Genomic DNA, 24,914 nt, shown 5'->3' on the forward strand with positions numbered 1-24,914 from the left:
TAGTCCGTATTTCTTCCCTGAGTACTTGGCGCAGGGGTTTGAGCGGTGGCCTGAGCAGAAGCCGGGGGTAGGGGAATGAAGGATTACCGATGGTGTTCCGGGTGCCGAGTCGGGCACCCGCTAGACGCTGACTTCTGCCCGGATTGGTTGGAAGCTTTGCGCACCCGTGAAGCCATAGTCAACCAGCGCCGGCAGGAATGGAAGCGGGCCCGGAACCGGGGCCAGCGATACCGGAATTGTATTGCTTGCGGTCGCAAGTTTGATGCCGGGGTCACCCGTAAGCGGGGACGGCCGGTAGAGCTGTGTTCGGCAGCCTGCCAAGAGATGCGAGACAACGAGTTGCGCAAGCTGCGGCACGCTGGCATCTCTAGCCGTCCCAGACGGTCCACAAACGGCTTACGGACGCGGGGGGTGCTCCGGGCCACCCCTGAAGTTGAGGCGTTCCTACAGGCGTTCCCAGACGGCTACCACTACGAGGGTTACCCGAACGCCGCTTAAAGCGTAATAGGTGGAGTCAGAAACCGGATTGGGTGAGGGGTTCGGCCGGGCAACCGGCCGGGCCCCTCTTTTGTTTGGAGGGAGGACATGCGTGGATCAGTTCGTTACGGCATTCCGGGAGCTGGACGCTCCCGACCTTGAAGCCATGGCCGTTGAGTTTTATCGGCGCATGAACCGTTGCCTAGTCGACGGTAAGGACGGGTGGGCGAACGTTTACCGGCTTATCGCGGTGGCGGCTATTGATGCCCGATCCGAGAAGTGAGCAGAAGCCGCATCCGTTGGTGCGGCTGATTAAGGACCTTAAGCGAGATACGCGGGTGTGCTGGACAACCAGCAGCAGAGCGAACAACTGAATAGACATCTTCACAACAACTGAATACGCACGCAGACCTTTAGCCGTCCCGATTCCCGGGGCGGCTATTTTTGTTGATAGGAGAAGCTATTTTGTCCGCTCTTGACAATGTTGCGCTGACCGCTAAGCGTGCCGCGCTCGTTAGCAACCTGATTGAGATTGCCGACAACCCGACCCTTTCGGTTGAGTCGCGTAACGCTGCGATCGAAACTCTCAACCCGGCTGAGGCCGAGCAGCGCACCGAGGTTGAGCCTGCCGCTGTGGAGACCCGCGCATCCGTTCAGGCTGAGCAGCGTTCCGCCATTGCCGCTAACCCGGTTGGTGTGCCCGGTGGTGACCGCCAGGTGCGCGCGGGTGACCTGCTCGCCGCTGAGGTTCGGGCCCTGACTGGCGCGTCGGGTATGGGTGCTGTTTTCACCCCGGCTGAGAACGCTACGTTCGCGCTGGACTTCCTGCGCAAGCGGTCGGTTATCTTCCGCTCCGGCGTTAACGTCATCCGCACCACGGGTGACAGCATCGTCATTCCGCACATGACTGCGGATGGTTCGGCGGGTGCTATCGCTGAGGCTGGCGCGATTCCGCTGAGCGATCCGTCCGCTGAGGCTCTTACCGCGATTCCTCGGAAGTTTGCTCAGGGTACCCGGGTTCCGAATGAGGTTCTGGCGGATAGCAAGCCGGCGGCGCTTGAGCAGCTTTCTAAGTCTCTGCTCACCTCGGTTGGTCTGGCGTACGACCTTTCCGCGTTCGAGGGTAGTGGTACCGCCCCGAACGTTCGTGGCCTTAAGAACGTTGCCGGTATCGGCGCTGTTTCGATGGGTGCTAACGGTGCGGCTCTTACCAACCTTGACCCGATTGCGGACGCTCTCGGCACGCTGGCTGAGGCTAACGCCGATGACGAGTCGGCGGTAATTGTCATGGCTCCCCGTACCTGGCGGGCGATTCTCAAGCTGAAGGAGGGCACGGGTTCCGCTAAGTCGCTGATTCAGAACAGCGCGGGTAGCGCGTCCGATGGTGTCAGCAAGCGGCTTTTTGGCCGCCCTGTTTTCCTGTCGGGCAACCTGAGCATTACTGAGACTCAGGGCACTTCTAACCTCGCGTCCTCTGTTTACGTGTACGTGCCTTCCGAGGTGTACGCCGTGGTTCGTGAGGATGCGGTGTTTGACGTCAACCCGTACGTGTACGGCGCGACGGACGAGACGCTTGTTACCGCGAAGATGCGCGCTGATCTGCTGGTTCCGAACCCGGCCGCTGTGGTTCGTATCGCTGGCATTCTCTGATTGATTCCGATAGTGGCCCGACCCCGTTTTGGGGTCGGGCCCTTTCTTCGTATGGAGGTGACCTAATGGGCTTTTGGGATCGAATGACGGAACGTCGGGCGGCACCAGCACCCACTAGCGGGATCGCTGAGGCGTTCGCAACTCAGGGCCCGACGTGGGCCGGAACCAGCGTTACTCAGGATTCGGCGCTGACGCTGAGCGCCGTTTACACCAGCGTTTCCCTGATCGCTGACGCTGTTGCGAGTCTTCCCGTTGACGTTGTGCGGACTACTGGTGCAACCCGGAAGACGGCCACCGGGCCGGCTTGGCTGAGCAGCCCTAACCCGTTCGATACGCCGTTCGACTTCTGGCAAAAGGTGATGACAAGCCTGCTGATGGACGGCAACAGCTTTGTCCGGGTGATCCGCAGCAGTCAGGGGAAGGTGGTTGCGTTGATGCCGCTAGACCCTCGCACCGTGCGGGTTGAGCTTACGGAGGATCAGAGCAGCGTTCTTTACAAGGTGGGTGACGCAACCCTGTTCGACCGGGATGTTGTGCACGTCAAGGGGTTTGCTCAGGCAAACAGCCTGCGCGGTCTGTCTCCGCTTGAGTGTGCCCGGCAGACCATTGGTGCCGGGCTGGCTACGCAGGAATTCGGGGCGCGATTCTTCTCTCAGGGCACCACGTTGTCCGGGGTCGTTGAGCATCCCGGCAATCCCAAGCCCGCAGAGGTGGCCCTGATGGGCCGATTGCTCAAGAAGAGTCACACGGGCACGAAGAACAGTCACGCGATCGGTGTCCTTACGGGTGGTGCCAAGTGGACGTCGATTAGCGTCACGCCCGAGCAGGCGCAGTTTTTGGAGACGCAGCGTTTCAACCGGCTTGCTATTGCCGGCATCTTCCGGGTGCCCGCGTACATGCTTGATCCGACTACCGCTAGTTCGTGGGGTTCCGGTGTTGAGGAACAGCACAGTTGGTTTGTTCAGCAAACGCTGACCCCGTGGCTTATCCGCATAGAACAGGCATTCTCGGCTTTGCTGCCTAACGGGCAGTCGCTCCAATTCAACGTTAACGCCCGCCTGCGGGTCAAGACGTCAGAGCGTTACCAGGCTTACCGGACGGCCATCGAGGCCGGTTTCCTGTCCGTTGATGAGGTGCGGGCCCTTGAAGATCGTCAACCGCTGCCCCACGGCCAAGAGCAGCCTCACGACCAGTAGTAACGGTGCGTAGCGGATCGCCGGGGGGTACAGCGCTACGCAGGTCGGGTTGTGCAGACTCTGCACAGAGAACGGCGGAGGCCGGCTCATCCTTTCGGCCATCCGCGCCTGTGACTCTATAGGGTTCTCTACCCAAGCCTGTAGGGATTCCTATTGAAAGTCCTTAGGAATTCCTGAGCAATTCGGAGAGTAGTTTCGGCACAGCGCTAAGGTGCGCTTTGCAACTGTCCGCTTGAGATGCTTAATGTTATCCGCGAGGTGGCGTACAGTCACCGTCCGGGAGAGGGGAGGCGTTACGCCAGAGTGTGCAGATGGTGAAGGCGATTCGGGTGGGGTATTACGACCGGGTCACTGACCACAACGGACTACGACGGACTACGACGGACTACGACCGACTGCGACTGAGCAGGCCCGCCTTGGTGAATGCCCGGTGGCGGGTGCGAGAAAGTCCCGGGCGGGTGCGCGCGACTTGACCCGGGCTCCGGTTGCCTGTGCAATGAACCGCAGTGCTGAGCGACCCCTGATGCATCCGCTTCAGGAAGCAAGCAACGCCCGGGATTGCGCCCCGGGCGTTGCTGGTGGCTCACACGGATCAAGTAAGTCCTACTCACTTCTAAAACGTGTTTTTTGGGAGAGCCAACGTGACCGTAGCCCCAGACGAGGAAAGCGTCAACACAACGGACCGCGATCACCCGCGAAAGCACTGGTTGGAGCTTTTGCACGCGGTGCCGCCGATCTTGCAAGGGTTGGCCGCACTGGTGATCGCCACAGGCACCGTGTTGGCCCTCGTTCTCAAGTAGCGGCGGAGCGGGGCCCGGATGAAGTCGGGCCCCGCTCGCTTGCATCCTCGCGCGATGTCCAGGCCAAGAACCTGTCGAACAACTCCCCCGGGTCCGGGCCTGGCTCGGGATTGAGCTTCATCAGATCCGCGGTGGCATCAAACAGCATCCCCGCCATGTAGACCGACAGGTTTACCCGGTTGGCCCGGTACTCCACTCGCAGCAGCATCCGGGCAGATGGGCACGGCCAGGGGGCGGCGCACACGCGGCAGAGCCACGACGGCCGGCGCGGCAGGTGTTGGTGCACCGGGTGAAGGTTGCTCAACGGCTGGCGGTCATGGATGGGTGAGGCGTTCGGCGCGGTCATCCCCCGATCGTGCTGCCGCTGTTATCGATCGTCAACCCCGATCGCTGTTCCCGATCGTCGGGCTATCGGCAGTACCTACCGTCAACCCCGTGGAGTTCGTTGGGATCGGTGAGATACGGGACATGCTGGGTGGCGTGTCGCGCGCCAGGGCGTCCGTGATCGCATCCCGGCGAGACTTCCCCGCCCCATATCAGGTGCTCAAGATGGGCCAGATTTGGCGACGTACCGACGTTGACAAGTGGATCAAAGAGCATCGCCCAGAGTTGGCAGAGTGAGGGGCCCCGGTCATCCGGGGCCCCTCTGCTGTTCCGGTCAGTCGACTGGCACGACCTGGTGCCGCTCCCACGTCATGTAGACGCTGTCGCCCTCCTGCTCCACGTCGGTCATGTGTGCTTCCGCCGGAAGTTGGGCGGCTAGCTCCGTGAGGTCCGCCGGGGTTACCGGCATCTCAAGGATGGCGACGAGCTGGCCCGGGGTTTCTTCGGTGATCTTCAAGGGGTGTCTCCTAAGCGGCGTTCAGAACAGAGCGGAGGCGACGGGGGGTGATGCCGAGGGCGGCAGCCACCTTCTCACGGGTTGCATCAGGTTCCGCCAACATGGCGGCGGCTAGGCGGCGGGTTTCCGCCACCGGCCGACGCTTCCGCCGGGGCGTCGAAGGTTCCGGGTTGTCCGGCCCGCTGTGCGGGTCGCTGGGGCCCTCCGGGGTCACCTCCGGCCCCTCAGGTTGGGCGGCAGGTTCCGGGGCTTTCTGAGGCGTCACAACAGGTTGGGGAAGGTCCGCCGGAACATCGGCGGCACGACCGGACCGGGCGAGCACTTCCACGGTGAGCAACAGCGCAACAGCCGGCCACGCGGACACAACCCGGGACACGGCGTCAGGTTCCGCTACCAAGACGTTGGCCGCAAGGGAAGCGGCCACCCCAACTAGGAACGCCAACCACGCGGACCAACGGGAACGCCGTCCGTCATTGAGGGCCAGAGTGGCAACGAGGATCATGCCGTCAACGGACAGCGGGAGCAGGGCTGCCAGTAGCGGGCCCTGTCCGGCCCGGTGGGCTAGCTCCCGCATGTGATCGTAAGAGCCGACAGCGGCAATCACAGTGACCGCAACGGTTCCGGCCAGAGAGGCAACGCGACGGGCGTTCATCGGCCACCCGCCAAAGCCTCAGAGCGGCACGGGCCACAGTTGCCCCGAGGGCTGCCCCGGTGGACCGGGCAGGACTCACTACGGGCCACGGGGAGAGCGGCACCACGCCGCTCCGGGTAGCCGTACGGCTGCCGCTGTTGCGGGTTGTTGTTCTTGGCTCCGGGGAGGAATCGACGGAGCGCGCCAGCGCGACCCTTCAACTTCGTTTGATCTTCCCCAACTTCGGGCGACACGCTAGGGCTGTCACCCCCGGGCCCCCGGTTCGTCACCCCCTGGCGCTCACTGTCACCCCCGGACGGCTGTCCCGTCACCAGGCGGTAAACCCGGGTGGCGACGTTGGCGACCTGCCGGACGACCAGGCGGCCCAACTGAACCAGCTTCGCCAGCACCCGCTGAACGGTCCGGGTGGATACGCCCGCGTACTCAGCGATCGTCGCCACGGACGGCCAGGCGTCCCCGTCGCGGTTCGTGTGAGCGGCAATCGCCACCAGGACCAGGCGCTCATTCGGACGGAGGTCACGGGACGCCAGTAGAGCCACCTTCACGGCGGCAGCGCCACCGGCGGGCGCGTGGGTAGAGTCGTGCATGTCGGGGTTACCTCCCGGCCAGGGCCCCGGGTGGTTGGCAGACCGCGCCGGGGCCGTTTGTATGGGTGGCACCCCGGAAGGTGGGTTGTGAAACCGCATCTTCCGACGTCAGCGACGACGTGATGGCCGCCGTCGACGCCTGAGGCCCACCCCCGCACGTGATCGACTCGACTTCATGAAAAGCGGGGTGTCCGCACGCGGCGGACACCCCGCTTTCCGTGAACCGGAATCGATCAAATGCCCGCCCGGGCTTGAGCGACCTGACGTGTCAGCGCTCCCTTGCCCGCGACCTGACGACCGGCCGCAGCCCGGCGGGCCGTACGAAGATCGACCGTCGGGCGACCGCATCCAGTTTCGGCCCGACCTCGTAGCCGTCGAGCCAGACCCACCCGTCGTAGGTGGGCCAGTCGAGAACGCGGATGACACGAAACAGGATCGGCCGGCTGAACTGGATACTCGCCGCGCGGGTGACCTGGAACAGATCACCCGCCCGCACGGCCGTCTGACCTCCGATCGCGCCATGCCTTGAGATGATCACTCGCCTCGACCAGGCGGGGGCACGAGCCGTCCGGCGTGCACCTGGTGCAGACGTTGCGGTGGTGGAAGTCGATCACGTAGCTCGCCATCGTCACGAGAAACGGCGGTTCCGGCCGGGGCTCCTCACCCATCATGGCGACCACCTCTCTGGGGCGACGCGGCATCCTTCCCCTCCGACGAGGGCGGCGTGGTGAGCCGGTAGGCCCCTGTGCGATCCGGGAAGCTGCTCCGCTCCACCACGTCGATCGGCTCGTCTGGACGGTGAAACCACTTCCAACGGCACATCGCCTGCCTCCCGAGATCACTGCGATTACGGCATCTAGCAGGCACGATCCAGGATCGTCGAAGCCCTGTGCAACACTCCAAACGAGACGCTCATGCCGAGACGCATCTTTGTGTCAGCGATGCGCGCGGCGTCTCACGACACGTCGGATGACGGCTCGATATGAGACGAGGAGGCGGGGCTGATGACCGAGGTGGGATCGACCGTTCCGAGACGGGAGCTTGGTCGACTGCTGCGGCAGACAAGGGAGCAGGCTGGGATAGGACTCGAAGCCGCAGCCTCCGATCTTGAATGGTCACGGGCGAAGATGTATCGCATCGAGTCCGGTCAGACCCCCATGCGAGCGCTGGACGTCGAGCAGATGTGCCGGCTCTACGGTGCCTCCGACGACATGACCGAGGTCCTGGTGAGTCTTGCCAGGGAGTCCAAGAGCAAGGGCTGGTATCACGCCTATGGCGAGATCATCCCTCGATGGTTCGAGCTGTACGTCGGACTGGAGTCGGCAGCCTCTCGTATCCGGACTTACGAACACGCTCTGGTGCCTGGCCTATTGCAGACGCCGACCTACACAGCCGAAGTGATCCGCTGTCGCCCGGGCGTCTCCGATGACGAGGTCGCGAAGGTTGTGGGGCTCAGGACCGAGCGACAGCGTTTGCTCACACGCAAGCGGCCCGCCGCGCCTGCTCTTGAAGTAATCATCGAGGAGTCGGTGCTTCACAAACGTGTGTACGGCATGGTCGAGCAGATTGAGCGGCTGATCGCTGCCGGAGAATCGTCCGGGGTGTCCGTCCGGCTCCTTCCGCTTGCCGAAGGCCTGAGTCGAGCGGCGATCGCTGGCAGCTTCGTGATGCTGGACTTCCCGACCAGCGGAGCCAGGTCAGCCGAACCGACAACTGTCTACAAGGAGGGATTGTCGGGCGCGTTGTATCTCGACCGACTTGAGGAAGTCAAAGCGTACGGCGAGGTGTGGAATATGCTCACGGCCCGCGCGTTGAGCGCCGATGATTCGTGCAGGCTCATGCGAGAAATCAAGGAGAGGCACCATGACTGACCTGACTGGGGCGATGTGGCGCAAGAGCGCGAGGAGCAGCGACTCCGGCAACTGCGTGGAGGTTGCGGACAACCTTCCCGGTGTCGTGGCCGTCCGGGACAGCAAGGACGTCGAAGGGCCGGCCCTCACCTTCTCCCCGGTGGCTTGGGGCGCGTTCGTGACGCACACCAAGGCTGCCGAGTAGCGCCCAACGCGTGATCGACTCGAGGTCGTGGAAGTGGGGGTGTCCGATGCGCGTGGGCACCCCCACTTCCGTGAACCGGAGTCGATCAAGCGCCGAGCGCCGAGCGCCGAGCGCCGAGCGCCGAGCGCCGAGCGCCGAGCGCCGGGCGCCGGGCGGCGAACGCCCCGGCGCTGGCGTTACTTCGCGGGCGCCGGGCCGACCAGGAACACCTGGTCGGGCTGGCCCGTGCACGGCTCGGCGGCGGCCTCGGCCGGGACCTGGGCGGCGTCGTCGCGGATGCCCACGCACAGGTCACTGCCCGCCGGTCGCAGCCGGTACGCGTCCGGCGCCGAACCGGTCGGCTCGAAGCGGAACAGCTGGTACCACGAGTCGGTGTTGCACTGGTCCCACGGCTCGATGAGGTTCTGCCCGGGATTCTCCCGCCGCACCGTGAGGCAGCCGAGCCCGTTGACGGGGTGCTTCCACTTGACGAAGTACATGTCGTCGGCCACCGGCACCAGGTAGGTGTCCGGCGGGGTGGCGCCCACGCAGGGGCGCTGGACCGCCACCTCGGCCTTGTACCGGGCGCTGCGGTCGTGGCCCTCGCTGATGCAGAGGCTCGGGTAACTGGCGGGACGGATCTGGATCCGACCGCTGGCCGGCGACCGCTGGCCAGCGCCGGACGTCGTCCCGCCGGCCGAGGCGCTGCCGGTCGGTGACTGGCCGACGGCGGCGGTCTTCTCCGAGGTCCGACGTTCGTTGTCGTCCGGCCACCAGAACCAGGCGCCGATCCCGACGAGCAGGGTGCCCACGACGAGCAGCGCCAGCAGGGCGGGCCGACCCGACCAGCGCGGTCGTGCCTCGGCCGGGCGGTCGGTCGGCGTGTCGGATGACGCGTCCACCGGCGGCCCAGCGACGTCGTACGCGCCGGCGGCCAGCCTGTTCCGCGCGCGTAGCCACTCGTCGACCTGCTCACCCGCGCCGCAGGCGCGTACGAACGCCGCCAGCACCTCGGGGCGCGGCAGGGTGGACCGGCGCAGGACGTCGGCGGCGGTGCTGCGCGCCAGCACGTCGCCGGCCGCGGCGGCACGCTGTTCCAGTTGCCGGAACGTCAACCGGGATCGGTCCTTGAGTTGGCGCAGCAGGTCGATGAAATCAGCCGGGTCGGCCGCCTCATCCGGTCGAAGCTCCCCCGTGGTCACCGCCTGATTCTGCTGACCGCCAACGGCTTCGGGCAAGTCGTCGCGGCGTCTGTCCGAGGTGGCCGGACAAAACCCGGACAGGCACCCCTGAGCTGCGCGGACACCGCAACGCCCCGACCAGGGCATTGTCCACGGCGACCCGGCTATCTAGCGTTTTCGTCGATGGCCGTGGCGCTTCGCAGCGTGCGGGCCGCCGGGTGCGGACCGGGGACCGTCCGAACCCGACCACATCAACGACACGGGGGAGGTCCGATGATTGACGCTGTCCGGGATCCGGTGCCACCGGCTGCCACCGCGGGGGAGTACGTGGCGTCGCTTCGAGACGTGCGGAGACGCTCCGGCCTGACGTACCGGGAGATTTCCCGCCAGGCGTCGGCGGCGGGGCACTGGCTGCCGCCGAGCACCCTCGCCACCATGCTGGGGCGGAACACCCTGCCCCGGGAGCGGACCGTCGTGGCGCTGCTCGCCGCCTGCGGTACGGCCGCGCCGGAGATCGAGCGGTGGCTCGACCTGCGGCGCGACATCGAGGCCCACCTCAGCGAGCCGACGCGCCCCACCGGCCCACCGGCGGCGGGCGAGCCGACGTACCCCGCTCCGGTGTCCGTCGAGGCGACCGGTCCTCGCCGGTCCACCGGCCGACCGCGAGTGGTGAGCCGGTCGCTGCGTCGTCGGCTGCCACTGGGGGCGCTGGCGCTGGTGGGCGCGTTGACAGTGGGCGCGCTGCTGCCCGCCAACGACGCAATGACCCCCAGGTCCAGCGGCGTCGAGTCGGACGGCCCGTGTCCCCTCGTCCTGCGCCAGGGCATGTACGGCCCCTGCGTGCTGGATCTCCAGGAACGACTGGCGGCGGGCGGACTGCGCGTGCCCGTCGACGGGTGGTTCGGACCCGACACGACCAGTCGGGTGATCGCCTTCCAGGCGCTGCACAGCCTGGAGGTCAGCGGCACGGTGGATCGGCAGGTGCTCGACGCCCTCCAGGACAACCCGGTGTCGCCCGTCGCGTGGACGGAGAACCGGATCAGCAAGTACCTCCGGGCACGGTTTCCGGAGGACCCGTCCGAGGCGGTGCGGGTTGCCCGGTGTCTGTCCGGACTGGACCCGCTGCGGGTGGAGGTGACCGCCGACGGGTCACGGCGCTGGGGCCTGTTCCAGTTCAGCGACATGGAGCTGTCACGCCTCGGCGTCGACCGCCGGACCGCCCTGGATCCGGGTTGGAACATCGGGGCGGCGCGCGACATCTGGTCGCGCACCGGCGACTTCCGTCACTGGGGCTGCCCACCGGCACCGTGACGTTCCCTGGTCGCCGACTGGCGCGCCGATCCCCGCCCGGTCCGTGGACCGGGCGGGGAAGGACCCTTCACGCAGGCGTACGACTCACGGCCGGAGCCGGTTGGCCACGACGTACGCGCCGACGGAGTTGCCGGTGGCGATGCCGGCCTCCGCGTCGAACCGGTAGTGCACGCCCAGGTAGATCCGACTGAGCGCGTTCTCCCGGGCGGCCTCGTCGAAGCCGGTCATGCGTCGGACGACTCCCCGGGCGTGCGGATCATCGGTGGTGGCGTCGAAGGCGATGGCGTTGGTGCCGAAGAAGCCCTTCATCACCGCCGCCCAGGCGCCGGCGAAGGTGGCGTGCCCGGAGATGTACGCCGGGAAGGGCGGTGAGAACGAGACGCCGGCCTCGTCCTGCGACAGCGGCTGCCAGCCGTTACCGATGGCGCTCTCCGGCCGCCACAGGTCGATGGCGGTCAGGTACTTGGCGTCCCAGGCGGCGATGGCCGCGTCGGCGAGCGCCAGGGCGACGAGCCCGAAGAGACGGGCGTTGGCCAGGATGCCCAGCTTGCGCTGCTCAGACACGATCCGGGTGTGTGCGAAGAGCTGGCCCGGCGGCCGGTAGGTCACGGGCAGGTCGTTCGCCCAGAAGAAGGCGATCTGCGTCTGCTCCGCGGTGCGCAGCGACGACGTCCTGCCTCCGTAGTCCCGTACCTCCTGGACGTTGCTGCGGTACTCGTCCCGCCCGAGCAGGTCGGCGTAGCTGGCCGCGCCGGCCGGTGGGCCGGGCCGGAACTGGTCGCCCGCGCTCAGGGCGAACGGCGTGACGCGCCCCCAGTTCGGGCTGACCGCCGGTTTTCCGTCGGTCGGCCGCCACGAGCCGTCGACGCCCTCCGGGGCGTACCCAGCGGTGTTGGTGGAGCCGTCGTTGGCGCGGGCCTGGAGGTTCGCGGCGGCGGCCGCGGCCCCGACGGTCTCGCCGCGCGTGACCTCGGCGGCGTTCAGGCCGGAGGGCCGCCGCGAGCCGGCGACGACGTAGGCGGCGTCGAAGGCCGTGCGGCGGGACGGGTACAGGGCGACCAGCACGTCGAACGCCGCCCGGTCGATCGCCGCGTGCAGCGACGGCGCCACGACGTCGTCCATGGTGCCGGGGTAGGTGACCGGCACCCGCACCCGGTAGGGGTTGCCGACGCCGGTGACGGAGACGGCGGCGTCGTGCATCGCCGCGTGCAGGATGGCCGCGTGACGGGACAGGACGGTCGGTGGCAGATCCATTCCCTTGAAGGCGTTCAACAGCGTGTCGTTCCAGTGCAGGACCGGGTCGGTGGCCGGGTCGACGGCCAGCGGGGTGAGCGAGATGTTGTCCAGCCGGATCGTCGAGGCGGCGTGGCCGCCGAAGTGGAACAGCAGCACCGCCTTCGGGTCGCCGAACGGCGACGTGAAGTCGAAGGTGAAGCCCCGCGACGTGGAGGTGAGCGCCACAGTCTGGTCGAACGCCGAGGTGAAGGGCGTGTCCACCCGGGAGACCGAGACCCGCACGTCACGGCTGACGTCGGCGGAGGCGTCGAACTGCACGCGGTACGGCTGGCCCGCCGTCACCCCGAACTCGAAGTGTCCGACCAGGTCCTCCCACACCGGCTTGCCGACGGTGTTGCTCGTACGGATGCGCAACTGCCCCGCGTTGACCGTGGTGCTGGTCGAGGCGAGCCGGGTCCACCAGGGCGCGATGCTGCCGTTGTCGAACGTGCCGTTGAGGATCAGGTTGCCCGCCGCGGCGGAGGCCGGCGCGGACCGGACGACAGCGGTGAGCGTGCCGGCGAGGGCGACCGCCAGCACCACGCTGAGCAGTCGTCGGAGCCGTCGCGCGGGGCCGTGGCGCCGCGGGTCGATCGGTGGGGTCATGGAGAGCCTTTCCGGTTCGGGACGGGCGACGACCAGGTCGTTGCCGCGAGGATCGGCTCACCGTAGGAGTGTTCGCCCTGTTCAGAGCCACCGAACGGGCGTTCGGTCCGGTGCCGTACACGCGGCGGCCCGGCGCGGTGAGATCCGCGCCGGGCCGCCGTCTCCTGCGCTCAGCGCGTGCGACGGGTCTTCAGGGCGGTGTCGATCAGTTCCCACACCGCGACCCCGGCGGCGCTCAGCGCGATGATGACCGCGAGGATCTCCCGGTTGTCCGCGACCGCCAGCCAGTCGAGCCGTTCGCCGAGGGCCGGGTTGAGCAGCCGGTCGGAGAGCGCCAGCCACACCACCGGCACCGTGAACGCCAGGTTGAGCAGCGCCTTGGTCGCGAACAGCCGCCAGCTCCAGCGCCCGATCCGGTACTTGACGACCTCGAACACCACGTCGAGGACCAGCACGCCGATCAGCGCCGGCAGCCAGAACGACCAGAGGGCCGGATCGAGGATCGGGATGTTGTCGCCGTCGGTGTCGCGTACCCAGGACTGGAAGTGCTGGAACGGCAGGTAGGCGATGAACAGCACCAGCATCACCACCGATGCGACGGTGTCGACGAGTGAGACGTCGCGGTGCGTGGGGACGTCGGGCAGCTCGTCGACGGTCCAGACGGGCAGGTCGACGGTGGGTTGGGACCGCTCGATGAGGACGAAGGTCAGGGTGAGCCAGAAGCAGATGTGCACCGCCACGTGCAGGGCGACGACGAGACCCGGACCGATGGCGCCGAAGCCCTTGCCCTCGACGACCGCGACGACTGCGACGACCGTGCCGGCGAGCGCCGGGATGAAGCTGAGCAGCAGCTTCAACAGCCGCAGCCAGACCAGGTAGTAGGTGGGACCGAGGAGCTGGAGCCGGCGGTCGGCGTAGCGGGCTGCCAACCTGTCGGGGTTGCCCAGCTCGGTGAGCACCTCCCGCTCGGCGACCGCCGCGTCCGCGCCGCTCCCGGTCCGGTCCTCGATCATGTCCTCGATGGAGGCGCGCAACTCGGAGGCGATCTCGTCCCGGCGCGGCGCGGGCACCGAGCGCAGCGTGGCGGCGAGGTAGCGATCGGTCAGGGTGTTCATCGGTCCACTCCTTGGATGAGCCCGGTGATGGAGGTCTGTACGGCGGCGAGGTCGTCCAGGAGCCGGCTCAGCATCGACTCGCCCTCGTCGCTGGTCCGGTAGAACTTGCGCGGCCGGCTCTCCTCGGTGTTCCACTCGCTGGTCAGCAGGCCCTGGTCCTCCAGGCGGCGCAGCAGCGGGTAGAGCGTGTTGGCGTCCACCGGGAAGCCGTGGTCGGTGAGCCGTTGCAGCAGTGCGTAGCCGTAGTCCGGTCGCCGGAGCGCGACCAGGCTGGCCACCACGACGGTGCCTCGACGCAACTCCTGTAGATGCGTCCGTAGAACGTCCTCGCTAACCATGTGTCACACCATACTGTGTGCCACACGGTGTTGTCTAGCGCGACATCATCGTGTCCGCCAAACCCCGCCCCGGCCGCGCAGACGGGCGGGACGCCCGACGACACCGGACGCCCGGCCGGATCGGGTGCCCGGTGAACAGCTCCCCCCGAGACCCGATGTGAACCAGGTACGCCTCGGCATCCCCGCGTCGTGACGGATCAGCGACCCGCGCGGGCCGTGGATCGCCTCCAACTCGGCGAAGGGCATGCCGACCCTGGCCCCGGCGGGCGACTGCGGCGGCGCGGTGGCCGTACCGACCTCCACCAGTCGTCCGTCGCGGAAGGCCAGCAGGAGGACACCGGCCCAGGAGCCGGTCACGCCGGCGTTGACCACCGTGCCGCAGCCCGGCGCGGTCCTGGCCCGATGCCCTGGATCCGCAGCACCGCGCCGGTCGCGAAGCACAGCGATCGCAGTAGCTCGATCTCGGTCTCGGCGAGCGGCAGGTCGTGGCGGACCGCGCCCTGACCGGCCGGCGTCGCGGCGCTCGCCCTGACCGGCCGGCGTCGCGGCGCTCGGCGGGGGAGTCGTCCGGGGCGTACCCCTTGTCGTGCGAGGTGCGGGCGGGCGCCCGCTGGTCGGCGGCGGTGGACGGCGTCGCGGAGATCGCGGAGATCGCCGAGGGGTGTCGGCGTCGAACGGGTCGGGCCGGGCGGCTGGACGGGCAGCGGCGAGACGGCGTCGGCGCCGCAGGCGGCGACCCCCACGGTGGCCGCGAGGACGACGGCGAGCCGGCGGACCGACGCCGGGATCATCCGGCGCCCAGCCGTTGCCGGACCTGCCGCCGGGCCAGGTGCAACCGGGACGGTCCGTCCTCGTCCGGTCCGGCGCCCGACCCGGGCTACTCGAAGCGGGAGACGTCGCCGGCGCCCCGGCGCAGGATCTCCGGCTCCGGGCCGGACAGGTCGATCACCGTCGTCGGCTCCATGCCGCACTCGCCGGCGTCCAGCACCGCGTCGAGCTGGTGGTCGAGCCGTTCCTTGATCTCCCACCCCTGCGTCATCGGCTCGTCCTCGCCGGGCAGCGTCAGGGTGCTGGACACCAGTGGCTCGCCCAGCTCGGCGAGCAACGCCTGGGTCACCGTGTGCCGGGGCACCCGCACGCCGACCGTCCGCTTCTTCGGGTGCAGCATCCGGCGGGGCACCTCCCTGGTGGCCGGCAGGATGAACGTGTAGCTGCCCGGCGTGGACGCCTTCACCAGCCGGAACACCGCGTTGCTGATCTGGACGAACTGGCCGAGCTGCGCGAAGTCCCGGCAGACCAGGGTGAAGTGGTGCCGGTCGTCGAGGTGCCGGATCTGCCGGATCCGGTCCAACCCGTCCTGGTTACCGAGCTGGATGCCGAGCGCGTAGCAGGAGTCCGTCGGGTAGGCGACCAGGCCGCCACCCCGGACCAGGTCGGCAACCTGCCGGATCACGCGCGGCTGCGGATTCTCCGGGTGTACGTCGTAGTACCGGGCCATCTGCCGAGCCTAGGCCTGTCCGGTGCGAACAGGAGACGCGGGCCACGACCCTCGGCGCGGACGGTGGAGCCACCGAGATCACCTCGGTAGGGTAGGTGCCGGTCGGCTCCGACCACCTAGATCCACACCGCCGGGGGGCGCCACGCATGGCTGATTCGTTCGCGCATCTGCACGTGCACACCGAGTACTCGATGCTCGACGGAGCGGCCCGGTTGAAGGACCTGTTCGCCGAGGCCAACCGGCTGGGCATGCCGGCGGTGGCGATCACCGACCACGGCAACATGCACGGCGCGAACGACTTCTACAACCAGGCGATGGCCGCCGGGATCACCCCGATCCTGGGCGTCGAGGCGTACGTGGCGCCGGAGTCGCGCTATCACAAGGCACGGGTCAAGTGGGGTCGGCCGGAGCAGAAGAGCGACGACGTCTCGGGTAACGGCGCGATCACCCACAAGACCATGTGGGCGAAGAACGCGCAGGGCCTGAAGAACCTGTTCACCCTCAACTCGAGGGCGTCCATGGAGGGGCACTACGTCAAGTGGCCCCGGATGGACATGGAGCTGATCGCCGAGCACGCCGAGGGGATCATGGCCACGACGGGCTGCCCGTCGGGCGCGGTGCAGACCCGGCTGCGGCTGGGGCAGTTCGACGAGGCGCTCAAGGTCGCCGCGAGCTACCAGGACATCTTCGGCAAGGAGAACTACTTCCTGGAGATCATGGATCACGGCCTCTCCATCGAGAGCCGGGTCCGTGACGGCCTCACCGAGATCGCCCGCAAGCTGGACATCCCGCCGGTGGTCACCAACGACTCGCACTACACGCACGAGGCGCAGGCCACCGCTCACGACGTGCTGCTGTGCGTACAGACCGGCAGCAACATCGACGACCCCAACCGGTTCCGGTTCGAAGGCGGCGGCTACTTCGTCAAGAGCGCCGACCAGATGCGCGCGGTCGACTCGTCCGAGTTGTGGCAGCAGGGCTGCCGCAACACCCTGCTGGTCGCCGAGAAGGTCGACCCGAAGGGCATGTTCGAGTTCCACAACCTGATGCCACGATTCCCGGTGCCCGAGGGGGAGACCGAGGAGTCCTGGTTCCGTAAGGAGACCTTCGCCGGGTTGGCCCGCCGTTACCCGAACGGCATCCCGGAGGGGCACGTCGTCCAGGCCGAGTACGAGCTGGGCGTCATCAACCAGATGGGCTTCCCGTCGTACTTCCTCGTGGTCGCCGACTTCATCCAGTGGGCGAAGAACCAGGGCATCGCGGTGGGCCCGGGCCGTGGTTCGGCCGCCGGCTCGCTCGTCGCGTACGCGCTGGGCATCACCGACCTGGACCCGATCCCGCACGGCCTGATCTTCGAGCGGTTCCTCAACCCCGAGCGTGTCTCGATGCCGGATGTCGACATCGACTTCGACGAGCGCCGGCGCGGCGAGGTGATCAAGTACGTCACCGACAAGTGGGGTGAGGACAAGGTCGCCCAGATCGCCACCTTCGGCACGATCAAGGCGAAGGCGGCGATCAAGGACTCCGCGCGGGTCCTCGGCTTCCCGTACGCGGTCGGTGACCGCATCACCAAGGCCATGCCGCCGGCCGTGATGGGCAAGGACATCCCGCTCACCGGCATCTTCGATCCGAAGCACCCCCGCTACGCCGAGGCGGGCGAGATCCGCGGCCTGTACGACTCCGACCCGGACGTGCGCAAGGTGATCGACACGGCCAAGGGCATCGAGGGGCTGATCCGCCAGACCGGTGTGCACGCCGCCGGCGTCATCATGTCCGCCGAGCCGATCATCGAGCACATCCCGTTGATGCGCCGCGACGCCGACGGCGCGATCATCACGCAGTTCGACTACCCGACCTGCGAGTCGCTCGGGCTGCTGAAGATGGACTTCCTCGGCCTGCGCAACCTGACGATCATCGACGACGCGGTCAAGAACATCGAGCTGAACCACGGCCTCAAGCTCGACCTGCTGGGCCTTCCGCTGGACGACAAGGCCGCGTACGAGCTGCTGGCCCGCGGTGACACCCTGGGCGTGTTCCAGCTCGACGGCGGGCCGATGCGGTCGCTGCTGCGGCTGATGAAGCCGGACAACTTCGAGGACATCTCCGCCGTCCTGGCCCTGTACCGGCCGGGTCCGATGGGCGTCGACTCGCACACCAACTACGCGCTGCGCAAGAACGGCCTCCAGGAGATCACGCCGATCCACCCGGAGCTGGAGGAGCCGCTGCGGGAGATCCTCGCGCCCACGCACGGCCTGATCGTCTACCAGGAGCAGGTGCAGCGCGCCGCGCAGATCCTCGCCGGCTACACCCTCGGCCAGGCGGACCTGCTGCGCCGGGCGATGGGTAAGAAGAAGAAGGAGATCCTCGACAAGGAGTTCATCCCGTTCCGGGACGGCTGCCGCGAGCGCGGCTACTCCGACGAGGCGATCCAGGCCGTGTGGGACGTCCTGGTGCCGTTCGCCGGATACGCCTTCAACAAGGCGCACTCCGCCGCGTACGGCCTGGTCTCCTACTGGACGGCGTACCTCAAGGCGCACTACCCGGCCGAGTACATGGCCGGGCTGCTCACGTCCGTCGGCGACGACAAGGACAAGATGGCGCTGTACCTGTCCGAGTGCCGCCGGATGCGCATCCAGGTGCTGCCGCCGGACGTGAACACCTCGGCGGGCCCGTTCACCCCGGTCGGCAAGGACATCCGCTTCGGCCTGGCGGCGGTCCGCAACGTCGGCGCGAACGTGGTCGCCTCGATCATGCGGTGCCGCGAGGAGAAGGGCGAGTACGCCGACTTCTACGACTTCCTGTCCAAGGTGGACGCGGTGGTCTGCAACAAGAAGACCATCGAATCGCTGATCAAGGCGGGCGCGTTCGACTCCCTGGACCATCCCCGCAAGGGCCTGCTCGCGGTGCACGCCGACGCCATCGACGCGTACGCCGACGTCAAGCGCAAGGAGGCCGTCGGCCAGTACGACCTGTTCGGCGCCGGCTTCGGCGACGCCGACACCGGCAGCACGACGGTCATGCCGGTCATCGGCGACAGCGAGTGGGAGAAGCGCGACAAGCTGGCCTTCGAGCGGGAGATGCTCGGCCTGTACGTCTCCGACCACCCGCTGTTCGGCCTGGAACACATCCTGGGCGCGGCGGCCGACACCACCATCGCCTCCCTGGCCGAGGACGGCGCGGTGCCCGACGGGGCGGTCGTCACCCTCGCCGGCATCCTCTCCGGCGTGCAGCGGCGGGTCACCAAGCAGGGCCGGGCCTGGGCCTCGGCCACCCTGGAGGACCTGGCCGGTGGTGTGGAGACGCTGTTCTTCCCGAACACCTACGAGGTGATCGGCCAGTACATCGCCGAGGACGCCATCGTGGTGGTCAAGGGCCGGGTGGACCGCCGCGACGACACCCCGCGGATCATGGCGATGGACATGTCCATGCCGGACGTCAGCACCAGCGCCACCAACAAGCCGGTCACCCTCACCATCCCGGTGCACCGGTGCACGCCGCCGCTCGTGGAACGGCTCAAGGAGACCCTGGTGCTGCACCCCGGCGACACGGAGGTGCACGTCAAGCTGCTCAACGGCGGGCGCACCACCACCCTGCGGCTCGGCCCGTTCCGGGTGGCGGCGACGACCGCGCTGATGGGTGACCTCAAGAGCGTCCTCGGTCCGGCCAACGTGAGCTGAGCGGGGCCCCGGTCCGGCCGGCACGCGCCGGCCGGACCGTCGGGCTCAGCCCCGGTCGGGGGCGATCAGGGTCAGCCCTGGTCGGGGGCCGCGATCTCGCGAAGCTGGCCGTCGGCCAGCCGCAGCCACCGCTGCACGCCGATCTCGGCCAGGAACCGCTCGTCGTGGCTCACCACCACAAAAGCGCCCTGGTACGCGGACAGCGCGCTCTCCAGTTGGCCGACGCTGACCAGGTCCAGGTTGTTGGTCGGCTCGTCGAGCAGCAGCAGTTGCGGCGCCGGTTCCGCGCACAGCACACACGCCAGGGTGGCGCGCAGCCGCTCACCGCCGGAGAGCACCCCGACGGGCAGGTTGACCCGGTTACCCCGGAACAGGAACCGGGCCAGCAGATTCATCCGCCGTGCGTCCGGCAGGTTCGGCGCGTACGCGGCGAAGTTCTCCGCCACCGTACGGTCGAGGTCCAGCAGGTCGAGCCGCTGCGACAGGTACGCGATCCGCCCGTCGGCCCGCTTGATGTCGCCGCCGGCCGGTTCGAGGTCACCGTTGACGAGGCGCAGCAGGGTGGACTTGCCGACGCCGTTCGCCCCGGTGAGCGCGATCCGCTCCGGTCCCCGGATCACCAGGTCCGCGCCGTCGCCGCCGAACAGGTCCCGGTCGTCGAAGCGGGCCCGCATCCCCGTACCCGTGAAGACGGTGCGTCCGGCCGGGACGGTCGTGTCCGGCAGGTCCACGACGATCCGGTCCTCCTCGCGGACGGCCCGGCCGGCCTCGTCGAGCCGGGCCTTGGCCTGACCGAGGCGTGCGGAGTGCGTCTCCTGGGCCTTGCCCGCCGACTCCTGCGCGCTGCGCTTGAGCCCACCGGCGACGATCCGGGCCAGGCCGGCGTTCTTCAGGTTCCTGGAGGCGTTGCTGGCCCGCCGGTCGGCCCGCTCGCGGGCCTGCTGCATCTCCCGCTTCTCGCGCTTGACCTCCTGCTCGGCGTTGCGCAGGTTGCTCTCGGCCACCTCGCGCGCCGCCCGCACCGCCTCGGTGTAGGCGGTGAAGTTGCCCCCGTACCAGCGGATCTCGCCGCGTTCCAACTCGGCGATGCGGTCCATCCGGTCCAGCAGCTCCCGGTCGTGGCTGACCAGCAGCAGGCACCCGGTGAAGTCGGTGAGCACGTCGTACAGCTTGTGCCGGGCCGCCAGGTCCAGGTTGTTGGTCGGCTCGTCGAGCAGGAGCACGTCCGGGCGGCGCAGGAGCTGGGCGGCCAGACCGAGGGAGACCACCTGGCCGCCGCTGAGCGTGTGCAGCGGCCGGTCGAGCGACAGCTCGCCGAGGCCCAGCCGGTCCAGCTCGGAGCGGGTGCGCTCCTCGATGTCCCAGTCGTCGCCGATGGTGGCGAAGTGCGCCTCGCTGGCGTCGCCGGCCTCGATGGCGTGCAGCGCCGCGATCCGTTCGGCGACGCCGAGCACCTGGGACACGACCAGGTCACCGGCCAGCGGCAGGGTCTGCGGCAGGTACCCGAGCAGACCGTCGACGGTGACGCTTCCGCCGCTGGGCCGCAGCTCCCCGGCGATCAGCCGCAGCAGGGTGCTCTTGCCGGCGCCGTTGGGCGCGACCAGCCCGGTGCGACCGCCGGGGACGCTGAAGGACAGATCCGAGAAGACCGGGGTGTCGTCCGGCCAGGAGAAGGACAGGTTCGAGCAGACGATGAAAGCGTCAGACATGACGAGTGACCTCAGAGGGTGGGCTGGGCGTGCGTAAGCCGCCCGACGACGAACGGGACCGGTGGAACGACGACATGGCCATCTACGGGTCGCGCACACGCGCGCCGAACCGATGGCCGAACACGTCCGGTCTCACCCGGAGATGTCGTCGTCACCCGCCATGTCTGGTCTCCCTGGTCGTACCGCTGACCCAACGGACCGAGTCTAACAACGAATCTTCGGCCCGCCACCGGCTTCCCGGGTGGCCCCCGCACTGTCCCCGCTGTCCCCGCTGTCCCGGACCAAGCCCGGCTCTCGGCGTCGGTGACGGACCCGCGCTGAGCCGTCCGGAACGGCCGCCGAAGTTGAGGAGAGCGTTAAGTTTGTCAGCCGCGCGCCGCGTGTCGGTGGCCTTCGGTGTGCCGCCTCAGTGGCGCCCCGGGCGTGGCGGCGCACCGACGGTGGCCTGCGTCTGCGGGCGGTTCGCCTCCTCGACGCCCGGACCGTTCTCGGGCGTCAGAGGCGGGTGGGGTCAGCCTGCGCGCACCGGCGACCCGTGCGAAATCAAGACGGTGTCCAGTGGCGATCCATTGGCCGTTGTCACAGTGCTCGCCGCAGGTGAGACATGACAATCCACGTCATTGCCGCCTCTCCGGAGAAGGCACGTTTCCAGCAACCTTTCCCCCAGGGTTTGAGCAGCTTCGGAAGGTTCCATGACCCCCCATCATCGACCCGTTCACCGGTCCACGACATCGCGTCTCGGTCGTCGTTCCTTCGCCTCCCTCATCGGCCTCGCCTCGGTCGCGGCGGGCGGGGCCGTGATCGCATCCAACTCGGACCGACTACCGTTCTTCGGTGCGGACGGTCCACCGCCCAGCGACGCGGGGCCACGGACCGAGGCGGTGAGCCTGAACACCTCCGCCAACACGTCCGTCGAGCAGAGCTACATGGACGCCGAGTCGGCGACCGAGCTGCGCAAGGCCGCGGAGGCGAGCGCCTCGGACATCATCCTGTCCCGGCCCTCCGCCGCCGCCGCACAGGCGAAGGCGTCGGTGCCCGAGGGCTTCCCCAACGATCCGATCCTGCACCTGGCGAACCGGGCCACGTTCGGCGCGACGCCCGCCTTACTCGCCCGGATCAGGTCCATGGGCATCGACGCCTGGATCGACCAGCAGTTGAAGCCGGACTCGATCCCGTACACGACGGCCGAGGTGAAGATCAAGGAACTGCCCGGGATCCATCTCACCCTGGCCCAGGCCGCCGCCACGATCCACACGAACAAAGTGATGGACAGCCTCGCCGACGAGTACCTGTGGGCGACGACGGCGCGCATGATCTGGTCCGACCGGCAGTTGTTCGAGCGGGTCGTCGACTTCTGCACGGACCGGATCAACGTCCCCATGCACTTCGACTTCGGGTCGGTGAGCGCGCCGTACTTCGGACGGGACGTCATCCGCAAGCACGCGTTCGGCAAGTACGCCGACATGCTCGTCGCCGCGGTGCAGCACGCCGGCCTGGTCATCTACCTCAACCAGTCCCAGTCGCAGAAGGCCCGACCCAACGAGAACCTGGCTCGGGAACTCCTCGAACTGCACACCGTGGGGGCCGGCGGTGGCTACACGGAGGAGGACGTCCGCCAGGCAGCTCTGTTGCAGACCGGCCTGGGCGTCATCGGTGGAAAGGTGGTCACGGACGCCGGGCACTACACCTTCGCCTTCCGCCCCAACAACCACTACACCGGGCCCATCAAGATCATGGGCTTCAGCCACCCGAACGCGTCGGCCGACAAGGGCCTGGAGGTGATCAAGGCCTACGTGAACCACGTCGTGCGCCTGCCGGCCGCCGCCAAGAGCTTCGCCCGTGAGCTTGCCACGAAGTTCGTCTCGGACAAGCCGTCGGACGCCCTCGTCGACAAGCTGGCCAAGGTTTACCTGGACAACGACACCGCGATCGTCCCCGTCGTCCGGGCGATGTTCAGCTCGGTGGAGTTCTGGGCCTCACCGTTCGCGAAGATGCACCGACCGAGCGAGTATCTCGTCTCGATCTACCGGAAGCTGGGGGTGCAGCCGCAGACGGCGCCCGGCTACAAGCCGCCGAGCGCCCCCGCGCGGACGCCGTTCGCCGACGGGCTGCGGGGGATGGGCACCGTGCTGAACAACATGGGTCAGGTGCCCGTGCACCGCGGCACACCGGACGGCTGGTCCGATGTCGCCACCGCCTACCTCGGCATCTCCTGGATGTCCACGGCGTGGACCGAGATCGACTTCGTGTTGCGCGGAGGCCGCCCGGCACTGCGTTTCCCCACTGCGGCAAACCTGTTGCCGAGCCCGCAACCCACCACCGCGGGCGCCTGCGTCGACGCCCTGGCGCAACGACTGGTCGCCCAGAAGCCGACGAGCGCCCAGCGCGCCCTCCTGTTGTCCATCCCGGACGTCAGTGCCGACAGTCCGGCCAGCGCCACGGTCTTCCAGGGCGCGCTCGTCGATATCGCCAAAGCCCTGCTCGCCTCGCCGCAGAGTCTCCTTCGATGACGGGAAGCAACGTGTACTCCAACGGCCGTGGGCAGGCGAAGCTGCCCGACCCCGCAGAGGCGGCGCTGCGTGCCGCGTACGAGGTCACCGCCTCGAACAATGCCGCGATCCGCGACGACTTCCTCCGCCTGTCGGATGTGGAGGAGGCCCAGCAGGACGGGCGTGGCGTGACCCGACGCGCGGTGGTCGGCGGTGCCGTCGGGGCGGCAGCTGCCCTGGCGACCGCCGAGTTCGCGGTCACGAAGGCGGCGTACGCCGCAGCACCGACCGGATCAGGCAAGACCCTGATCAACATCTTCCTCGTCGGAGCGTGCGACGGGTTGGGGCTCCTCGCGCCAGGCGACGACCCGATCCTCAAGTCCGTCCGACCCAACCTGCTGCTGGACCGCACCGCCATCCCCCTCGAACGGGGGTTCGTGCTCAACAGCGCGTTCAGCCCGCTGAAGCCGCTGATCGACGCCGGTCGGGTGGCCTTCGTCCCGGCCGTGTCGGACAACAAGCTGCCGCGCAGCCACTTCCAGAGCATCGACATCTGCAGTCTGGGTGGGCTGCCCTCGGAGACGAAGGGCACCGGTTGGCTGGATCGGCTGCTGGACAACCTCGGACCGACCACCACGTTCCAGGCCGTCAACATCGGGGCGCAGACGTCCCGGACGCTCGTCGGCAACCACGTCCCCCTCTCCATCGCCAGTCTCAAGGCCCTCGGAGTACGCGGTGACGCCCGCTACCACGAGCGGACGTTGAAGGCCATCGAAGGGCTCTTCCACGGGCTCGCCCACCCGGCCGGTGACGTGATCGCCAACGGAATGCAGGCCATTCGGACCGCCGAGAAGCTGACCTCGACCGCGTACAAGCCCGCCAACGGAGCGGTGTACGGCGGCACGGTCGGTACGGGCCTGCAGTCCGTCGCCCAGTTGCTGCGTGGTGACGTCCCGGTGGAGGTGATCAACATGGCCTTCGGCGGATACGACACCCACGCCGCCGAGGGAGTCAACTCCGGCGGTCACCTGTACAACCTGCTCTCCGACCTCGCCAAGGGGCTGGCCGCCTTCTTCACCGACCTGGGCACGAAGGCACAGAACACCACCGTCATCGTCACGACCGAGTTCGGTCGCCGGGTCGCGCAGAACAACGACGGGACCGACCACGGGCACGGAGGCGTCGCGATCGTGGTCTCCGGTCGCAAGCTCGCCGGCAAGGTCATTGGCGGGTGGAAGGGGCTGACCGAACTCGACAACGGCGATGTGCCGGCGACGAACAACATGTTCGGCCTCTACGGCAAGGTCGCCCAGGGCGTCTTCGGCCTCACGGACTCGGCGGTCAAGAAGGTCTTCCCCAACAACCCGGCGGTCTCCTTCTCCATCTTCGCCTGATCGCCACTCTCGTCGTGCTGCCCGTGGTCGAGTCGGCCGCGGGCGGCACGGCGGCATCGGACCACACCGGTCGATGCCTCTCGA

The 24,914-nt window shown here is 68.1% G+C and carries 21 protein-coding genes; 9 read left to right on the top strand and 12 right to left on the bottom strand.

Annotated elements, in window-relative coordinates; all coding sequences use genetic code 11:
* Nucleotides 1-589 precede the first annotated feature (589 nt).
* From ACTFTM_RS12035 to ACTFTM_RS12045, 3 genes are all read left to right on the top strand, one after another.
* Entirely contained in the window at nucleotides 590-760 is a 171-nt protein-coding gene (locus ACTFTM_RS12035) for a hypothetical protein (protein WP_449565865.1), read from the top strand.
* Between the two features lie 182 nt (nucleotides 761-942).
* Nucleotides 943-2,127 (top strand): phage major capsid protein, encoded by a 1,185-nt coding sequence (locus ACTFTM_RS12040; protein WP_449565866.1) that lies wholly within the window; start codon nucleotides 943-945, stop codon nucleotides 2,125-2,127.
* Nucleotides 2,128-2,192: 65 nt separating this feature from the next.
* The gene (locus tag ACTFTM_RS12045) at nucleotides 2,193-3,323 is read left to right on the top strand and encodes a phage portal protein (protein WP_449565867.1); all 1,131 of its coding nucleotides are present in this window, start codon (nucleotides 2,193-2,195) and stop codon (nucleotides 3,321-3,323) included.
* A 792-nt stretch (nucleotides 3,324-4,115) separates the two neighbouring features.
* Here ACTFTM_RS12045 and ACTFTM_RS12050 read toward each other — a convergent pair.
* The 5 genes from ACTFTM_RS12050 to ACTFTM_RS12070 form a co-directional block, all read right to left on the bottom strand.
* Entirely contained in the window at nucleotides 4,116-4,469 is a 354-nt protein-coding gene (locus tag ACTFTM_RS12050) for a hypothetical protein (protein ID WP_449565868.1), read from the bottom strand.
* Between the two features lie 312 nt (nucleotides 4,470-4,781).
* A complete protein-coding gene (locus ACTFTM_RS12055; RefSeq protein ID WP_449565869.1) occupies nucleotides 4,782-4,964 on the bottom strand; it encodes a hypothetical protein in 183 nt (60 codons plus the stop codon).
* A gap of 10 nt (nucleotides 4,965-4,974) precedes the next feature.
* Nucleotides 4,975-5,616: a DUF2637 domain-containing protein gene (locus ACTFTM_RS12060; RefSeq protein ID WP_449565870.1), complete on the bottom strand. Its 642-nt coding sequence runs from the start codon at nucleotides 5,614-5,616 to the stop codon at nucleotides 4,975-4,977.
* On the bottom strand, nucleotides 5,613-6,302 hold the full coding sequence (locus tag ACTFTM_RS12065; RefSeq protein ID WP_449565871.1) for a helix-turn-helix domain-containing protein: 690 nt from the start codon (nucleotides 6,300-6,302) through the stop codon (nucleotides 5,613-5,615). The genes ACTFTM_RS12060 and ACTFTM_RS12065 overlap by 4 nt, the downstream gene beginning before the upstream one ends.
* Nucleotides 6,303-6,471: 169 nt before the next feature.
* On the bottom strand, nucleotides 6,472-6,699 hold the full coding sequence (locus ACTFTM_RS12070; protein ID WP_449565872.1) for a hypothetical protein: 228 nt from the start codon (nucleotides 6,697-6,699) through the stop codon (nucleotides 6,472-6,474).
* A 508-nt stretch (nucleotides 6,700-7,207) separates the two neighbouring features.
* Between ACTFTM_RS12070 and ACTFTM_RS12075 the strand changes: the two genes are divergently transcribed.
* Entirely contained in the window at nucleotides 7,208-8,074 is an 867-nt protein-coding gene (locus ACTFTM_RS12075) for a helix-turn-helix domain-containing protein (protein ID WP_449565873.1), read from the top strand.
* Nucleotides 8,067-8,258 carry a DUF397 domain-containing protein gene (locus ACTFTM_RS12080; protein WP_449565874.1) on the top strand — a complete coding sequence of 64 codons (192 nt, stop codon included), beginning with the start codon at nucleotides 8,067-8,069 and terminating at the stop codon, nucleotides 8,256-8,258. Before ACTFTM_RS12075 ends, ACTFTM_RS12080 begins: the two co-directional genes overlap by 8 nt.
* A gap of 176 nt (nucleotides 8,259-8,434) precedes the next feature.
* On the opposite strand, the gene ACTFTM_RS12085 is transcribed toward ACTFTM_RS12080, so the two are convergent.
* Complete coding sequence (locus ACTFTM_RS12085; RefSeq protein WP_449565875.1) at nucleotides 8,435-9,439, bottom strand: RICIN domain-containing protein; 1,005 nt, start codon at nucleotides 9,437-9,439, stop codon at nucleotides 8,435-8,437.
* A gap of 252 nt (nucleotides 9,440-9,691) precedes the next feature.
* Between ACTFTM_RS12085 and ACTFTM_RS12090 the strand changes: the two genes are divergently transcribed.
* Nucleotides 9,692-10,729 (top strand): peptidoglycan-binding protein, encoded by a 1,038-nt coding sequence (locus ACTFTM_RS12090; RefSeq protein ID WP_449565876.1) that lies wholly within the window; start codon nucleotides 9,692-9,694, stop codon nucleotides 10,727-10,729.
* A gap of 84 nt (nucleotides 10,730-10,813) precedes the next feature.
* Here the strand turns inward: ACTFTM_RS12090 and ACTFTM_RS12095 are convergent, their stop codons facing one another.
* The 5 genes from ACTFTM_RS12095 to ACTFTM_RS12115 all read right to left on the bottom strand — a co-directional run bounded on the left by ACTFTM_RS12095 (nucleotide 10,814) and on the right by ACTFTM_RS12115 (nucleotide 15,561).
* Nucleotides 10,814-12,610: a carbohydrate binding domain-containing protein gene (locus tag ACTFTM_RS12095; RefSeq protein ID WP_449565877.1), complete on the bottom strand. Its 1,797-nt coding sequence runs from the start codon at nucleotides 12,608-12,610 to the stop codon at nucleotides 10,814-10,816.
* 170 nt (nucleotides 12,611-12,780) lie between these two features.
* The gene (locus ACTFTM_RS12100) at nucleotides 12,781-13,725 is read right to left on the bottom strand and encodes a permease prefix domain 1-containing protein (protein ID WP_449565878.1); all 945 of its coding nucleotides are present in this window, start codon (nucleotides 13,723-13,725) and stop codon (nucleotides 12,781-12,783) included.
* On the bottom strand, nucleotides 13,722-14,063 hold the full coding sequence (locus ACTFTM_RS12105) for a PadR family transcriptional regulator (RefSeq protein WP_110564981.1): 342 nt from the start codon (nucleotides 14,061-14,063) through the stop codon (nucleotides 13,722-13,724). Before ACTFTM_RS12105 ends, ACTFTM_RS12100 begins: the two co-directional genes overlap by 4 nt.
* A 353-nt stretch (nucleotides 14,064-14,416) precedes the next feature.
* On the bottom strand, nucleotides 14,417-14,854 hold the full coding sequence (locus ACTFTM_RS12110) for a hypothetical protein (protein WP_449565879.1): 438 nt from the start codon (nucleotides 14,852-14,854) through the stop codon (nucleotides 14,417-14,419).
* A gap of 86 nt (nucleotides 14,855-14,940) precedes the next feature.
* On the bottom strand, nucleotides 14,941-15,561 hold the full coding sequence (locus ACTFTM_RS12115) for an L-threonylcarbamoyladenylate synthase (protein ID WP_449565880.1): 621 nt from the start codon (nucleotides 15,559-15,561) through the stop codon (nucleotides 14,941-14,943).
* Between the two features lie 146 nt (nucleotides 15,562-15,707).
* Here ACTFTM_RS12115 and dnaE point away from each other — a divergent pair, with 146 nt between their 5' ends.
* Nucleotides 15,708-19,238 carry a DNA polymerase III subunit alpha gene (gene dnaE / locus ACTFTM_RS12120; RefSeq protein WP_449565881.1) on the top strand — a complete coding sequence of 1,177 codons (3,531 nt, stop codon included), beginning with the start codon at nucleotides 15,708-15,710 and terminating at the stop codon, nucleotides 19,236-19,238.
* Between the two features lie 71 nt (nucleotides 19,239-19,309).
* Here dnaE and abc-f read toward each other — a convergent pair whose 3' ends face one another.
* Nucleotides 19,310-20,947 carry a ribosomal protection-like ABC-F family protein gene (gene abc-f / locus ACTFTM_RS12125; RefSeq protein WP_449565882.1) on the bottom strand — a complete coding sequence of 546 codons (1,638 nt, stop codon included), beginning with the start codon at nucleotides 20,945-20,947 and terminating at the stop codon, nucleotides 19,310-19,312.
* A gap of 881 nt (nucleotides 20,948-21,828) precedes the next feature.
* Here abc-f and ACTFTM_RS12130 point away from each other — a divergent pair.
* Both ACTFTM_RS12130 and ACTFTM_RS12135 read left to right on the top strand, forming a co-directional pair.
* Nucleotides 21,829-23,457 carry a DUF1800 domain-containing protein gene (locus tag ACTFTM_RS12130; RefSeq protein ID WP_449565883.1) on the top strand — a complete coding sequence of 543 codons (1,629 nt, stop codon included), beginning with the start codon at nucleotides 21,829-21,831 and terminating at the stop codon, nucleotides 23,455-23,457.
* Nucleotides 23,454-24,830 (top strand): DUF1501 domain-containing protein, encoded by a 1,377-nt coding sequence (locus ACTFTM_RS12135; protein WP_449565884.1) that lies wholly within the window; start codon nucleotides 23,454-23,456, stop codon nucleotides 24,828-24,830. The genes ACTFTM_RS12130 and ACTFTM_RS12135 overlap by 4 nt, the downstream gene beginning before the upstream one ends.
* Nucleotides 24,831-24,914 lie beyond the last annotated feature (84 nt).

This window comes from Micromonospora sp. RB23, from assembly GCF_053585025.1.

Excerpts from the sequence above, each read along its gene's own strand:
- ACTFTM_RS12045 (WP_449565867.1), top strand. The coding sequence starts at position 2,193 with ATGGGCTTTTGGGATCGAATGACGGAACGTCGGGCGGCACCAGCACCC.
- ACTFTM_RS12050 (WP_449565868.1), bottom strand. The coding sequence starts at position 4,469 with ATGACCGCGCCGAACGCCTCACCCATCCATGACCGCCAGCCGTTGAGC.
- ACTFTM_RS12060 (WP_449565870.1), bottom strand. The coding sequence starts at position 5,616 with ATGAACGCCCGTCGCGTTGCCTCTCTGGCCGGAACCGTTGCGGTCACT.
- ACTFTM_RS12065 (WP_449565871.1), bottom strand. The coding sequence starts at position 6,302 with ATGCGGTTTCACAACCCACCTTCCGGGGTGCCACCCATACAAACGGCC.
- ACTFTM_RS12075 (WP_449565873.1), top strand. The coding sequence starts at position 7,208 with ATGACCGAGGTGGGATCGACCGTTCCGAGACGGGAGCTTGGTCGACTG.
- ACTFTM_RS12080 (WP_449565874.1), top strand. The coding sequence starts at position 8,067 with ATGACTGACCTGACTGGGGCGATGTGGCGCAAGAGCGCGAGGAGCAGC.
- ACTFTM_RS12090 (WP_449565876.1), top strand. The coding sequence starts at position 9,692 with ATGATTGACGCTGTCCGGGATCCGGTGCCACCGGCTGCCACCGCGGGG.
- ACTFTM_RS12095 (WP_449565877.1), bottom strand. The coding sequence starts at position 12,610 with ATGACCCCACCGATCGACCCGCGGCGCCACGGCCCCGCGCGACGGCTC.
- ACTFTM_RS12100 (WP_449565878.1), bottom strand. The coding sequence starts at position 13,725 with ATGAACACCCTGACCGATCGCTACCTCGCCGCCACGCTGCGCTCGGTG.
- ACTFTM_RS12105 (WP_110564981.1), bottom strand. The coding sequence starts at position 14,063 with ATGGTTAGCGAGGACGTTCTACGGACGCATCTACAGGAGTTGCGTCGA.
- ACTFTM_RS12110 (WP_449565879.1), bottom strand. The coding sequence starts at position 14,854 with ATGATCCCGGCGTCGGTCCGCCGGCTCGCCGTCGTCCTCGCGGCCACC.
- ACTFTM_RS12115 (WP_449565880.1), bottom strand. The coding sequence starts at position 15,561 with ATGGCCCGGTACTACGACGTACACCCGGAGAATCCGCAGCCGCGCGTG.
- dnaE (WP_449565881.1), top strand. The coding sequence starts at position 15,708 with ATGGCTGATTCGTTCGCGCATCTGCACGTGCACACCGAGTACTCGATG.
- abc-f (WP_449565882.1), bottom strand. The coding sequence starts at position 20,947 with ATGTCTGACGCTTTCATCGTCTGCTCGAACCTGTCCTTCTCCTGGCCG.
- ACTFTM_RS12135 (WP_449565884.1), top strand. The coding sequence starts at position 23,454 with ATGACGGGAAGCAACGTGTACTCCAACGGCCGTGGGCAGGCGAAGCTG.